The following is a 13,977-nucleotide window of genomic DNA, read 5'->3' on the forward strand; positions in this document are numbered from 1 at the left end:
CTCTCTCCTCGCCTCCCGGTGTGTTAGGCCCAGATTGGCTGACAACGCAATCAGATGGCGTTACCATAGTCAAATAAAAATATAAAATAAATGCATTATTTGTTCGAACACCCTGCGAGGATATCGCCCTTCGTGCCGAGCGTCACGCTGGCAAGGCCGAACGAGAGCGGGCCGCGCGTGGCGAGGACGAGCGGGCTGGAGACGGCGTTGCTGGTGGAGCCGGCGGGCAGCAGGCACTTGAGTGGAACCGCAAGGGTTTTCCATTCGCCGAGGGCCAGGGCGGCAAGCTCGGGCAGCGCGACAGGTGCGCCGCAAGGGCCGCTGCCGCAGCGGGCCGAGATGGTGACGGGGGCGCCGGGTTTGGCATCGAGCTTGAGATTCAGCAGCAGCAGCACATCGCCGTTGGTCTCGCGCGACAGGTCGCGGGGGCTGGCGGCTTCGAGTGCGATGGTGGCGGGTTCGGGTCCCTTGCCGACGACGATGCGGCGCGCGCCTTCCTGCACGTCCTTGTCGATGGCGGTGATGGCGATGCGGCCGCCGGGCGTGGCGGCGGGGACGGGGCCGACGACATGGGGCGCGGCGTAGGGATCGGTGAGGACGAGCGACCAGCCGGTCTGCGCCTGTCCGCGCTGGAGATAGACGCCGGGAACCGCTTCGGCGGCGACGCCGGGGTCTTCGGGGAGGGCGGTCCACGGCGCCGCGCCCTGCTTCATCGTGAGGCCGTAGCCATAGGCGTAGAGCGGATCATCGCCGTGGCGGGCGGTGCGCGGCCACGCGGTGGGGAGGCGGCCGGTGAAGTCGGCGCCGTCCTTGGCGTAGAGCACATCGGCGACGCCTTCGCCTTCGGAACCGGGGAGCCACGCGACCACGAAGGCGTCGGCGGCGTTGAGTTCGGGGTTCACGAACAAGGGGCGGCCGGTGAGCATGACGGCCACGACGGGGATGCCCTTGGCCTTCAGTGCCTTCATCGTGGCGAGCGGGCCGGTGAGATCGTTGCGCAGCTGGAGCGAGCGGATGTCGCCCTGAAACTCGGCATAGGGGGTTTCGCCGAAGACGACCACGGCGGCATCGGGTTTTTGCTGGAACTGGCCGTCGGGTGCATATTCGGCGCTGCCGCCGGAGGCTTCGGCGGCGGACTTGAGGCCCTCCCACAGCGTGGTGGCGCCGGGGAACTGGTCGCGGGTGAGGCCGGTGCCTTGCCAGGTGATCGTCCAGCCGCCGGACTGGCGGGCAACGTCATCCGCGCCGTCACCCGCGACGAGCAGGCGCGCGCCCTTTTTCAGGGGGAGGACGCCGGTGTTCTTGAGCAGGACCAGCGACTTGCGCACGGCTTCGCGGGCGACGGCGCGGTGCTCGGGGCTGCCGAGCAGGTTCCACTGGCCGGCGAGCGGTCGTGTGCTGGGTGCGCCCATTTCGAACAGGCCGAGGCGGGCCTTGACGCGCAGGATGCGGGTGACGGCATCATCGAGGCGGGCCATGGGGACGGTGCCGTCCTGCACTTGCCCCAGAAGACTGCCGTAAAGCGGCTTCCAGCTGTCGGGCGCCATGACCATGTCGATCCCGGCGAGAAGCGCCTGCGGGCAGCTGGCGTTGGTGCAGCCGGCGATCTGGCCGTGCGCGTTCCAGTCGGTGACGACGAGGCCGCCGAAGCCGAGGCGGTCCTTGAGCACGTCGGTGACGAGGCCCTTGTTGCCGGCGATCTTGACGCCGTTCCAGCTGGAGAAGCTGGTCATCACGGTGGCGACGCCGTTCTCGATCGCCGGGAGGTAGGGCGCGCCGTGGACGAGACGCAGCGTGGTCTCGTCGATCTGGGCGTCGCCCTGGTCGTGGCCGTCGGTGGTGCCGCCGTCGGCGAGAAAGTGCTTGGTGCTGGCGATGACGTGCGGGCCGGCGAGGACGCGGTCGGTTGTGGGCGGGCCTTGCAGCCCGCGCACCATGCGGCCGACGTAGCTGGCAACCAGCGCGGGATCGGAGGAATAGCCTTCGTAGGCGCGGCCCCAGCGGTAGTCCTGCGGGACAGTGACGGTGGGGGCAAAGGTCCATTCCTGCCCGGTGACGCGGATCTCCACGGCGGTGGCGGCGCCGATCCTCTCGATGAGATCGGGATCGCGCATGGCGCCAAGGCCGACGTTGTGGGGGAACAGGGTGGCACCAATGATGTTGCTGTGGCCGTGGACAGCGTCGGTGCCCCAGATCATCGGAATGCCCGGACAGCCGGGGCGACCGCGCATCGAGGCGGCGTAGAACAGGTCGGCGTAGCGCAGCCATTCCCTGGCAGGGGCAAGGTCGTTGCCGCCGGGACCGGAATTGCCGCCGTTGAGGACGGAGCCGAGATTGTACTTCGCGACATCCTCGGGCGTGAGGCTGGCGATATCGCCCTGGATGACCTGTCCGACTTTGCAGGCGGGGTCCATCTGCTTGATAAGCTGGGCGATTTTGGCCTCGTCGGCGTCCGTCACAACTTTCGGCCAGGCGATTCGCGGCCATTGCTCAGGGTGAACGTTCGCAGCCGACTCGGCCTTAGCGGCGGGCGGTGTGGCCTGGGCCATCGCAGTTGTAAAAGTGCCTGCGAGGACCATCGCGGAGGCCATTGTTCTGAGTGACCCGGTCTGGCGAGAAATCCGCTTCATTCCTTGGTTTTCCTCTCCGGTTCCCGGCTGGCTAAGCGTGCCGGGCTCCCCTTTTAATGCATGATGATGATATAAATTGAATGACAACGTTGACAATACGGACAAGATCATCGTATTGCAACCGTGCCACACAGTCCGGTCAACTCCCTTCCAAGGGGCGCCGGACAACCAGAAAGGCGGCATCACCCCGAATAAAACGGAGGGTGTCGCTCAACTTGCAAGGGGAGAGACCATGTCTGATCGCACCGCACGTCCCAGGACTGTGCTTTCCAGAAACGGGCTTATGGGCGCCGCGTCGATCATGGCGCTGCTGATTGCCGGCAATGCCGCCGCGCAGGGCGCACCGCAGCAGGCTGCACAGGCCGATGCCGCCGCGGGCGATGAGGGCAATGCGCCGATCGTCGTCACCGGCTTCCGCCAGTCGCTGGCCGCCGCGCTCGATGCCAAGCGCAATTCGAACCTGATCCTCGAATCGGTCAGCGCCGAGGATATCGGCAAGTTCCCCGACCAGAACATCACCGAATCGCTGCAGCGCCTGCCCGGCATCCAGATCGACCGCGAGAACGGCCAGGGCACCAAGGTGCGCATCCGCGGTCTCGAGCAGAACCTCACCGTGCTGAACAACGAGCTGTTCGTGACCGGCCAGGAAGTGTTCAAGGTGGGCGAGGGCAACTTCACCCGCACCGACAGCCTTGAAAGCGTGCCGTCCGAACTGATCGGCGGCGTCGAAGTCTACAAGTCGCCCAACGCCTCGCTGCTCGAAGGCGGCCTCGGCGGTATCGTCAACCTCAAGACGCGCAATCCGCTCGATCTCAAGAACGGCCTGACCGTGGCGGGCAACGCGCGGCTCAACAAGGCCAATGGCATCGGCGGGTGGAAGCCGACCGGCGCGGTGGTCGCGAGCTACAACTTCAACGACAAGATCGGCATCATCGTTTCGGGCAGCTACAGCAAGACCAACGCCCACTTCGACATTCTGGGCGGCGAGAACCGCGGCAACTGGGCCTTCGGCGCGGGCCGCCGCGACACGGCGACGGTGCCGACCAACTACTACGCGCCCGAATACCGCTACCTCACCGACCGCGACCAGTACCGCACGCGCTGGGGCGTTTCGGCAGGCCTCGCGTTCCGTCCGACGGATACGCTGAGCCTCGACCTGCAATACTTCCACTCCGACCTCAAGGTGGACACGCGCGAAGGGTCGGTGAAGTTCCCGTTCGGCCAGGGCGAATCCCTGGGCCTGCTGCCCGGCTATCAGATCAACAGCAACGGCGTGCTGACGAGCGGCACGGTCCGCGCGCAATCGGCCGAGGCGATCTCGGTGGTGGATGAATCGAGCATCCGTTCGGACAACGTGCAGTTCGGCGCCAAGTACGACAATGGCTCCAACTTTCGCGCCAACGTCGAGGCGACCTACTCGAACGGCAGCCTGTTCCGCGATGTCGCCAACAACGACGTGCGCTTCACCAAGTACACGGTACGGCAGGGCGCGGTCGGCGGGCCGCTGCAGAACGGCGTGGCGCTCAACAGCGCGGCCCCGGCGACGTTCGACTTCACCTACAGCAACGGCGATCTGCCCAGGTTCGGCATCGCGCAGAACAGCCCGCAGGACCTGTTCAGCAATCCGGCCTACGGCTTCTTCAAGTCGCACTGGGCCTTCGGGGACCGTTCGAAGATCAAGGGGCACTCGATCCGCACCGACGTGGCGTGGGATGTCGATCCGTCCGAGAAGGGCAAGATCACGGTGAGCGCGGGCTTCCGCTATGGCCAGCGCACGGTGGACTTCACCTCGGGCCGTTATCTGGCCGACTATTCGGGCAAGGGCGAAATCGACGCGACCAAGATCCCCGCGGCCGAGCGCGTGCCTGGCTTCAACTACAACTACACACCGCTCGGCTACTTCCAGGACGGCGCGATCGGCTACAAGATCTGCGACTTGCCCGAGGCCAACAAGCCGGCGGCGTTCAAGGGCTGCAGCCGCTTCGGCAATTCGCCCGCGCTGATCACGCCTTACGACACGTTCACCAGCAATGCGGGCCGGGTCGAGACGCTGGTCAATCCCAACGTTCCGGGCGGCAAGCTGCTGATCCAGAACCGCGCGCAGATGGTCAATGCGCTGAAATGGATCCAGAACCTCTATCCCTCGACGCCCTTCGGCTTCTACGAGGATCCGCTGCAGACCTTCTTCGTCAAGGAAGAGACCAAGACCGGCTATGTGATGGCCGATATCGGCGGCAAGGATGACAGCTTCCACGTCAACGTGGGCCTGCGCATCGTCAATACCCAGCTGAAGGTGGACCAGAACCAGGGCACGGCGAACCCGACCTACTACGGCACCGACAGCTGGAACGGCGTGGTCAAGGACTTCGACACCACCAGCGTCCAGCGGTCCTACACCGATTTCCTGCCGAGCGTGAACGTGGTCGTCGATGCCACGCAGGAGATCAAGGTGCGTGCCTCGGCCGCCCGCGTGACGTCGCGCCAGCCGCTGTTCGATCTGGGCCGCGGTTTCGCCACCGATTTCACCCGCGATGCGGCGACGGACCGGTTCCTGTTCACCAGCGGCAACCGGGGCAATGCCAGCCTCGATCCGTTCCGCGCCTATCAGTTCGACCTTGGCGTCGAGTACTACTTCGGACGGCAGGGCCTGCTTTCGGCGGGCGTGTTCTGGAAGGAAGTCGACAGCTTCGTCGTGACGCAGACGGTGCCGGTCTTCGTCAACGACCAGGCGGGCGGACGGATCGGTCCGGTCTCGCAGCCGGTCAACGGCAATGGCGGCCGGGTCAAGGGCTTCGAACTGGCGGCGCAATATGCCTTCCCGTTCGGGCTCGGCTTCACCGCGAACTACACGTTCTCCGACACGAGCACCGAGTTCAGGAACGATTTCGAGACGGGCCTGCCGCTGCCGGGTGTGTCGAAGCACTCGTTCAACGGACAGATCTACTTCGAGAAAAGCGGGTTCGCGGCGCGCGCGTCCTACTCGTGGCGTTCGAAGAGCTACCTCGGGAACTTCGGCTTCGGCGATGGCGGGGTGACGCGCACGCTGGGTATCTACCAGAAGCCTTATGGCCAGCTCGACGGGCAGATTTCCTACCAGCTGACGCCGAATTTCAACGTGTTCGTCGAGGGCATCAACCTCAACAAGGAAAACACCAAGACCTACCTGCAATTCCCCGAACTGCCGTTCCGGTTTGAATCGGGTTCGCGCCGGATCTTCGCCGGTGTGAAGTTCAACTTCTGAACGCTTGCTCCACCTCCCTCGGAGCCTCTTCTGGGGGGAGGGCTTAGGCCTTCCCCCCTTTCTTGTGAGGCCTTGTCTTGTAGCCGGATGACGGCCAGCATCGAACCGGACCGATGATGACACCTGATCCCTTGCGCTCGATCCTGATTGTGGGTGGCGGCACGGCCGGTTGGTCGGCGGCGGCGCTGCTTTCGGCTGTGCTGGCGCCGAGCGGTTGCAAGATCACGCTGATTGAATCGAGCGATGTGCCCACCGTCGGCGTGGGCGAGGCGACGATCCCGCCGGTGTTCGAGTTCCTCAGCAACTGCGGCGTCGATGAGATTGATTTCATTCGCCATTGTCAGGCGACCTTCAAACTGGCGATCCGCTTTGACGACTGGCTGGAACGCGGCCATTCCTATTGGCACCCGTTCGGCAATCTGGGCGTCACGATCAACCAGCGGCCGTTTCACCATTATTGGTGGAAGAACAAGGCGGCGGGGCATGACGAGACATTTGCCGATCTGTGCCCGGCGATTGCGCTGGCTCAGGACGGCAAGTTCGCGTTTCCGCCGCCGGATGGCAGCTATCCGGGCGGGGCGCTCAACTATGCGCTGCATTTCGATGCGGGGCTGGTGGCGGAATACCTGAGGAAGCATGCGACGGCGCGCGGCGTGACGCATGTGGATGCGCGGATTGTCGGGGCCGAACTGGCGGATGATGGCGCGATTGCAGCGGTCCGGCTGACCGATGGGCGGCGGATCGAGGCGGATTTCTTTATCGACTGCTCGGGCTTTCGCGGGCTGCTGATCGAGGAAGCGCTGCACGCGGGATATGAGGATTGGACCTCGTGGCTGCCGTGCGACCGGGCGGTGGCGATGCCGACGGCGACAGTGGGGCCGCCTGCGCCTTACACGATTTCGGCAGCGCACGAGGCGGGGTGGCGCTGGCGCATTCCGCTGCAGTCGCGGGTGGGCAATGGCTATGTCTATTCGAGCCGCCATGTGAGCGACGAGCAGGCGGCGGAGACATTGCGCGAGGCGGCGGCAGGAGAGCCGCTGGCAGAGCCGCGCTTCCTGCGCTTCACCGCCGGGCACCGCAAGGCGATGTGGGTGAAGAACTGCCTCGCGGTCGGGCTTTCGAGCGGATTTCTGGAACCGCTGGAATCGACGAGCATTCACCTCATCCACACCGCGCTGAACCGGCTGCTGGACTACTTCCCGGACCGGCACTGCGATCCGGCGTTGGCGGCGGCCTACAACCGCGAGGCGGCGGACGAATATGCGCATATCCGCGATTTCCTGCTGCTCCACTACGTGCCCAACCGGCGGCATGGCGAGCCGTTCTGGGACGAGATCAGGGCGAACCCTCTGCCGGACAGTCTGGCGGCCAAGCTGGAGTTGTTCCGGCGGACGGGACGGATTGTGTCGCGGCGGCGGGAGCTGTTTGCCGATATCAGCTGGTTTTTTGTCGCGGCTGGCATGGGAATCGTGCCCGAGGCGCTTGATCCGCTGGCCGATGCGGCGGATTTCGGCGAAGTGCGGCGGGTGATCGGGCAGATCCGCGAGGTGATGGGCCGCTACCGTGCGGCGGCGCCGACGCATCTGGCGATGCTGGCGCGGCTGCTCGATCCGGCGCTGAAGGGGCGGCCCAACTTCAAACAGACGTGGGGCGGCGCATGATCGCCGGACTAGAGCTTGGCGGAACCAAATGCGTCGCGACGCTCGCCGAGGGACGTGAGGTGATCGACCAGCGCCGGATGCCGACGCGCGATGCGCCTGCGACGGTAAGTGATCTGACGGCGATCCTCGATGTCTGGTGTGCGGCTTATCCCATCGAAGCCATCGGGGTCGCCGCCTTCGGGCCGATCCAGACCGACCGCAGTGCGGCGGATTTCGGCACGTTCCTCGCGACGCCCAAGCCGGGGTGGCAGGGGTTCGGGCTCGCGGCGCATCTGCAGGAGCGCTATGACCTCCCGGTCGGGCTCGACAGCGATGTGAACGGCGCGGCGCTGGCGGAAGGGCGCTGGGGCGGGGCGCAGGGGATGGCGAACCATGCCTATATCACCGTCGGCACCGGAGTAGGCGTCGGCCTCGTGGTCGGCGGGCGGACTATGGCGGGGCGTGCACACAGTGAAATGGGCCACATATTCGTGGACCGGGCGCCGGGTGACGATGCGCCGGGGATTTGCCCGTTTCACGGGGGCTGTGTGGAAGGACTCATAGCCGGACCCGCGCTGGCTGCCCGAACGGGTCGGAGCGGTGAGGCTCTGGACGAAATGCATCCAGTATGGAATCCGTTTGTCCATGTGCTTGCACGGCTCGTCCATACCATCGTGTTGACCGGAGCATCCGAACGGGTCGCGCTGGGTGGCGGCGTGCTGGCGAACCGGCCCGGGCTGGTGGCGCGGGTCGAGGCGGCGGCGCGCGAAAGTCTGGGCGGCTATGCGCAAGCTTCGTTTACGGTCGGTGCACCGGTGCTGGGCGATCAGGCCGGGCCGATGGGCGCGCTGGCAATCGCACTCGATGTGCTGGAGGGTGCGGAAGCGTGAACCTGGGGCTGACGCGCAGCGGCTATCGCGGCGCGACAATCGAGGATGCGGGGGCGCACAATACGCGCATGGTGCTGCGGGCGATCCGGGCGCAGGGCACGCTGACCAAGGCGGAACTCGCGCGCCAGACGGGCCTTGCTCATCCCACCGTGACCAACATCACGCGGCGCCTGATGGAGCGCGGGTTGCTGCGCACTGCCGGCATGCAGCGCGGCGGGCGCGGACAGCCGGCGACGCGGCTCGTGATCAATGCGGAAGGCGCGCATGCCGTCGGCCTCAATGTCGACCGCGACCATATCACGATGGTGCTGGCGGACTTTGCGGGCACGGTGAAGGCTCGGCTCGACAGCGAGGTGGCCTTTGCGCTGCCCGAGCAGGTGCGCAGTTTCTACCGCCGCAATCTCGACAAGCTGCTGGCGATGGCCGGGGTCGAGGCGGAGGCGATCACCGGGATCGGCCTTGCGCTGCCCGATGGCCTTGGGGTGGTCGATTTGCCGGGCAGGCCGGGGGACTATGCGCAGTGGTCGGCGACCAATCTCGAGGCGCTGTTTGCCGAGCCGCTGGGGAAGCCCATCTTCATCGAGAACGATGCGGCGGCGGCGGCCATCGGCGAAATGCAGTTCGGGCGCGGGCAGCGCGAGCAGAGCTTTTTCTATGTGCTGATCAGCTATGGCCTCGGCGGTGGACTGGTCGTCGGCGGGCATTATGATCGCGGCGCGGACGGGCGCAGCGGCGAGATCGGGTTCATGCCGGTCTTGGGCGAGGGCGGCGCGCCGGTGCCGCTGCAGTCCCTCGTCTCGATCGCTGGGCTTAACCGGCGACTGGCGCAGGCGGGCCGGCCGCCGTTCGCGCAAGGCGAGGCAAGCGGGGCCGACGCGGCGCTGCAGCGCGTGCTCGACGACTGGATCGAGGAATGCGCGCGGGCGCTGGTGCAGCCCTTGGTGGCGGTGAACCTGCTGATCAATCCGGGGGTTGTGCTGGTAGGCGGGCGACTGCCCATGCCGCTGCTGGAGCGGCTGACGCAGCGGACCAATCTCCTGCTGCGCAGCGGCGGGCGCGAGGCTCCGGCGATCGCGCCGGTGATGGCGGCGGCGCTGGCGGAGGATGCCTCGGCGGTGGGGGCGGCGCTGCTCTCGTTCGACGATCTGGCGCTGGCGGATTAGGCGGGCTGTCTCACGCCACCAGCCGATCATGCTGAGCTTGTCGAAGCATCATACCCGGACGTGGTGCCAGCACCCTTCGACAGGCTCAGGGTGAGCGGGGTTTGGAATGGGGTTCTGGCCTATAGTCCCGCTTTCGGCGGGGCGGTGCTGCGGCGGATGAGGAGTTCGTGGCCGAGCTGGACGTCGGCACCTTCGGGTTCGCCCCGCAGCACGTGGAGGAGCATGTCCATCGCGCGGTAGGCCATGTCTTCCACGGGCTGGCGGATCGTGGTGAGCGGGGGCCAGACGACGCGCGAGATATCGGAATCGTCGAAGCCGACGACCGAGAGATCTTCCGGTACGAGCAGCCCGCATTCGCGCGCGGCGGTGATGGCGGCGGCGGCCATGTCGTCGTTCTGGGCGAGGATCGCGGTGGGGGGCGGATCGAGCGCGAGCAGGCGGCGCGCGGCGGCGAGGCCTGAATCGAAGGTGAACAGGCCGGATTCGATGAGTTCGGGGTGCAGCGTGATCCCGGCCTTGGCGAGCGCCTGCATCGTGCCGACGAGACGCGCGTCGGAAGCGGCGTGGCTGGGATCGCCCTTGATCACGCCGATACGCTTGTGGCCGAGATTGACGAGATGTTCGGCCGCTTCCTGCGCGGCGGCGACATCGTCCATCGCGACCGAGGGGCCTTGGCCGAGCAGGCGGGTGGGCGAAATGCGCGCAAACGGCATGCCGACTTCGCGCAATTCCTTCATCAGCCCGGCGTGGTCCGAGGCTGGCGGGGCGAGGAGGACGGCATCGAGTGCGGCGGAGCGCAGGAGGGCGATGATCTCGTCCTCGCGCTCGGTGACGGATTCGACCGGCAGCACGACGAGGCGGAAGCGCTCGCCGTGGAGGCGTTCGAGCGCGCCCTTCTGGAGTTCGACGACGTAGCTGGGGCTGGGCTTTTCGTAGACGAGGCCGATCAGGTAGGAGCGGCTGCGGACGAGGCCTTGCGCGGCGACATTGGGATGATAGCGCAGCGCGCGCATCGCCTCGCGCACGCGGGTTTTCACCGCTTCGGTGACATGGGGCTCGTTGTTGACGACGCGGCTGACGGTCTTGGCGGAGACTTCGGCCATGCGCGCGACGTCGACGATAGTGGCCCGCTTGGGTCTGGTCATGGGTGTGGGGCCGCCTCGTAATGGGGTCGTTTCGGTGATCCTACACCGGGGCGGCCCGCAATTGCTAGGCCCTCACGACCTCCTGATCGATCTGGCCGAACGGCGCGCGGCCTGCGCTGTCCACCGCGGTCATCCGCACGGTATCGCCGAAGGCCATGAACGGCGTCTGCGGCGCGCCGTGGGCGATGGTCTCGATCGCGCGGATTTCCGAGATGCAGCTGGAGCCGACTTCGGCATAGTTGGCGTTCGAGACAGTGCCCGAACCGATCACCGTTCCGGCGACAAGATCGCGGGTGAGCGCGGCGTGGGCGACAAGTTCGTGGAAGCCGAAAGCCATCGGGGCGCCGTTGGCGCGGCCGACCTGCTTACCGTTCCAGTCGATGATGAGATCGAGGCCGACGCGGCCGTCCTGCCAGGCATTGCCGAGCTCATCGGGCGTGACGGCGAAGGGCGCCATCGAGCAGGCGGGCTTGGCCTGGACCCAGCCGAAGCCGGTCTTCATCTCGATGGGGGCGATGGCGCGCAGCGACCAGTCGTTGATCTGGACGATCAGGCGGATGTGCTTGAGCGCTTCTTCGGCGGTCGTGCCCATCGGGACGGCATCGACGACGACGCCGAATTCGCCTTCGAAATCGATGCCGTGCTCCATCGCGGGGAAGGGGACCGGATCGGCGGGGCCGTAGAATCGATCGGACAGGCCCTGGTACATCAGCGGGCGATCATTGCCGAGCGGATCGTGGTTGAAGGCCACGGCCATCAAATCACCGTGGGTGGTGAAGGCCGAGCCATCGAGCCACTGCCATGTGCGCGGGAGCGGCGCGGCGAAGTCGACGTCGTCGGTGGAGACGCCTTCGCCGGCGGCGAGGCGGGCTTCGGCGGCTTCCAGCCTGGCCTGCGCTGCGAGCCAGTCCTCCATCGCCGAAAGCAGGCTGCCGCCGACGCGCAGGACGCGCGTCCCGTCGGCCGAGACGACCGCCAGCGCGCCATCGGGCGTGCCGTCGCGCAGGGTGGCGAGCCTCATGCCTTGAGCTCGGGCGCAAATTCGCCGTCGATCAGGACGAAGACGATGCGGCAGTTCTTGTCGCTGCGGTTGGCCCAGCCGTGGTTGGTGCCGCGCTGGATGACGATGTCGCCGGGGTACACCGTGGTTTCGCCCTCATCCATGATCAGCACGAGTTCGCCTTCGATGACGATGCCGTAGTCGATGGTTTCGGTGCGGTGCATCAGCGCGTGGCGGGCGCCTGCCTTGGCGGCGTTGGAGGCGTGGCCGGCGCCGATCTCGGCGAAGTGGGCGGCGGCTTCCTCTGCCGTCATGTTGCGGATGCCGTCGCCTTCGGGCGGAATGTCGAGCACGCGGATGCGGGTGCCGTTCTTGGGCGGGGCGAGGACGATGCCGGCTTCATGCGGTTCGCCCGAGGCGGCGTCGATGAAGGCGGGCGTGCCTTGCGTGTTCCACACTTCGTGGAACATCGGGCCGATGGCGCCGCCGACCTGCTGGACGCGGGGCGCGGCGCCGTCTTCCTGGATGATCGCAAGGCCGGACGCATTGTGGCCGGTGACGACGCGGCGGACGGGTTTCACTTCCATATAATCTCCCGCGATGATTATCCATCCATTTGATGGATGGATTTAATTTGATTCCAATCGACAATGCCGATGTATGGGCGCAAGGTCAATCCGCGGCGGGTTTGCGCTCTGCCGCGAACAATGTTGTCGGCAGGCGCGAGACGGCAAGTATGGCGATGGTGAGCAGCGCGGCGATCATCAGGGCGCCGGGGATGAGGCCGGCGAGGCGCGCTGCCGGATCGTGCCCGCCGACCGCGAAATAGGCCGAGCCGACGAGCGCGATGCCGAGCGCGCCGCCGAGTTGCTGGGCGGTGCGCATGGTGGCGCTCGCGGTGCCGGCGTGGGTGCGCGGGACTTCCGAGACGGCAATGGGCCCGAGCGGGCCGGACAGCGTGCCGAAGCCGATGCCGGCGAGCGCGAGCGTGACGATCAGGATCGCGCCGCCGTCGATCCGGCGGTGGATCAGGACGAGGGTGCTGATGATGCCTGCGGCCATCAGCATGCCACCTGCCATCGGGAGCAGCCGTCCGAGGCGGGGAAGCAGGCGCGGGACGAGGAGGCCGACCGCGATCATCACGCCGAGGCCGAAGGGGATGTGGATCAGCGCGGTCTTCAGCGGGGTGAGCGCAAGGCCCTGCTGGAGCGCGACGGCGAAGATCATCAGGAAGCCGACCGAGCTGCTGTTGAAGGCCATGGCCGCAGTGACGCCCCAGCGGAAGGTGGGGAGCGCGAACAATGTCGGCTCGATCATCGCCGGCAGGCCTTTTGCGCGGCGGGCGATGGAGCGGCGGACGCCGAGGATGACTGCGCCGAGGCCTGCCGCAAGGATCGCTGCTGCGGCGACGGGGCCGAGGTTCTCGTGCGCCTGGATCAGCGCGAAGAGGATCAGGCCGAAGCCCAAGGCGAAAAGGGCGGCTCCGGTGAGATCGATGGCGAGACCCTTGTGCTCCTCGCCGGTGCGGGGAAGCGTGATCCGGCCCATGGCGAGGGCGAAGAGGCCGACGGGGAGGTTGATCAGGAAGATCAGCCGCCAGCCGAGGCCAAACAGGTTGAGCTCGATCAGGAAGCCGCCGATGATCGGGCCGACGATGGCGGCAAGGCCGATGATCATGCCAAAGAAGGCGAGCCGCTTCACGCGCTCGAGCGGGGTGTAGAGCAGCTGGACGATGGCCATGGTCTGCGGGCCCATCATCGCGCCTGCCGCGCCTTGCAGCACGCGGGCGAGGACGAGGACGCCCGGCGTGGGGGCGAGGCCGCACAGGGCCGAGGCGGCGACGAAGCTGGCGACGCCGCCGAGGAACAGGCGGTCATGGCCGAAGGTGTCGCCCAGCCGTCCGCCGAGCAGCAGCAGCGAGCCGAGCGTAAGCAGATAGCCCGCGACGATCCATTGCATGGCAGCGGGAGACGCGCCGAGCCCGTCGCGGATCGCAGGCAGCGCGGTGTTGACGATGGTGGTGTCCGCCACTTCGAGGACGACGGCGGTAAGCACGGTGAAGAAGGCGAGCGCGCGCTGACGATCATCGAGTTCGTGCGGCTGCTTGCCGGGCTTTCGGGCTGCCGAGGCTGCGTGCGCTGTCATCGCCTGTTTGTTGTCCCCGTCAGCCGGGGCTGTCGGCCCGGTCAAATTAAAATCTTGCTTCTATTATGCCGATGTGTCGCCTATGGTCAAGGCTGGCGCGCAGGGTATCATGGGGATGACAGC

At 66.7% G+C, this 13,977-nt stretch carries 9 protein-coding genes; 4 read left to right on the forward strand and 5 right to left on the reverse strand.

All coding sequences use genetic code 11. The annotated features are described in order from the left end of the window. Positions 1-95: 95 nt before the first annotated feature. Positions 96-2,459: a glycoside hydrolase family 3 protein gene (locus tag IP83_RS00105; RefSeq protein ID WP_231624844.1), complete on the reverse strand. Its 2,364-nt coding sequence runs from the start codon at positions 2,457-2,459 to the stop codon at positions 96-98. A 472-nt stretch (positions 2,460-2,931) separates the two neighbouring features. On the opposite strand from IP83_RS00105, the gene IP83_RS00110 reads away from it, so the two are divergent. From IP83_RS00110 to IP83_RS00125, 4 genes are all read left to right on the forward strand, one after another. Continuing rightward, entirely contained in the window at positions 2,932-5,871 is a 2,940-nt protein-coding gene (locus IP83_RS00110) for a TonB-dependent receptor (protein WP_197274227.1), read from the forward strand. Positions 5,872-5,984: 113 nt separating this feature from the next. Then, positions 5,985-7,532, forward strand: coding sequence for a tryptophan halogenase family protein (locus IP83_RS00115; protein WP_143146649.1), 1,548 nt, complete (start codon positions 5,985-5,987; stop codon positions 7,530-7,532). Further along, positions 7,529-8,401 (forward strand): ROK family protein, encoded by an 873-nt coding sequence (locus IP83_RS00120; RefSeq protein WP_054120212.1) that lies wholly within the window; start codon positions 7,529-7,531, stop codon positions 8,399-8,401. The genes IP83_RS00115 and IP83_RS00120 overlap by 4 nt, the downstream gene beginning before the upstream one ends. Then, positions 8,398-9,564, forward strand: a complete 1,167-nt coding sequence (locus tag IP83_RS00125) for an ROK family transcriptional regulator (RefSeq protein ID WP_054120168.1) — start codon at positions 8,398-8,400, stop codon at positions 9,562-9,564. Before IP83_RS00120 ends, IP83_RS00125 begins: the two co-directional genes overlap by 4 nt. Before the next feature lie 119 nt (positions 9,565-9,683). On the opposite strand, the gene IP83_RS00130 is transcribed toward IP83_RS00125, so the two are convergent. The 4 genes from IP83_RS00130 to IP83_RS00145 all read right to left on the reverse strand — a co-directional run bounded on the left by IP83_RS00130 (position 9,684) and on the right by IP83_RS00145 (position 13,854). After that, a complete protein-coding gene (locus IP83_RS00130) occupies positions 9,684-10,709 on the reverse strand; it encodes a LacI family DNA-binding transcriptional regulator (protein WP_054120169.1) in 1,026 nt (341 codons plus the stop codon). 64 nt (positions 10,710-10,773) lie between these two features. Beyond that, positions 10,774-11,730, reverse strand: a complete 957-nt coding sequence (locus IP83_RS00135; protein ID WP_054120170.1) for a fumarylacetoacetate hydrolase family protein — start codon at positions 11,728-11,730, stop codon at positions 10,774-10,776. Beyond that, positions 11,727-12,296, reverse strand: coding sequence for a cupin domain-containing protein (locus IP83_RS00140; RefSeq protein ID WP_054120171.1), 570 nt, complete (start codon positions 12,294-12,296; stop codon positions 11,727-11,729). The genes IP83_RS00135 and IP83_RS00140 overlap by 4 nt, the downstream gene beginning before the upstream one ends. Before the next feature lie 85 nt (positions 12,297-12,381). Continuing rightward, positions 12,382-13,854, reverse strand: a complete 1,473-nt coding sequence (locus IP83_RS00145; RefSeq protein ID WP_156309511.1) for an MFS transporter — start codon at positions 13,852-13,854, stop codon at positions 12,382-12,384. Positions 13,855-13,977: the final 123 nt, after the last annotated feature.

This window comes from Novosphingobium sp. AAP93 (assembly GCF_001296055.1).
Lineage (GTDB): Bacteria > Pseudomonadota > Alphaproteobacteria > Sphingomonadales > Sphingomonadaceae > Novosphingobium.

Excerpts from the sequence above, each read along its gene's own strand:
- IP83_RS00110 (WP_197274227.1), top strand. The coding sequence starts at position 2,932 with ATGGCGCTGCTGATTGCCGGCAATGCCGCCGCGCAGGGCGCACCGCAG.
- IP83_RS00115 (WP_143146649.1), top strand. The coding sequence starts at position 5,985 with ATGATGACACCTGATCCCTTGCGCTCGATCCTGATTGTGGGTGGCGGC.
- IP83_RS00120 (WP_054120212.1), top strand. The coding sequence starts at position 7,529 with ATGATCGCCGGACTAGAGCTTGGCGGAACCAAATGCGTCGCGACGCTC.
- IP83_RS00130 (WP_054120169.1), bottom strand. The coding sequence starts at position 10,709 with ATGACCAGACCCAAGCGGGCCACTATCGTCGACGTCGCGCGCATGGCC.
- IP83_RS00135 (WP_054120170.1), bottom strand. The coding sequence starts at position 11,730 with ATGAGGCTCGCCACCCTGCGCGACGGCACGCCCGATGGCGCGCTGGCG.
- IP83_RS00140 (WP_054120171.1), bottom strand. The coding sequence starts at position 12,296 with ATGGAAGTGAAACCCGTCCGCCGCGTCGTCACCGGCCACAATGCGTCC.
- IP83_RS00145 (WP_156309511.1), bottom strand. The coding sequence starts at position 13,854 with ATGACAGCGCACGCAGCCTCGGCAGCCCGAAAGCCCGGCAAGCAGCCG.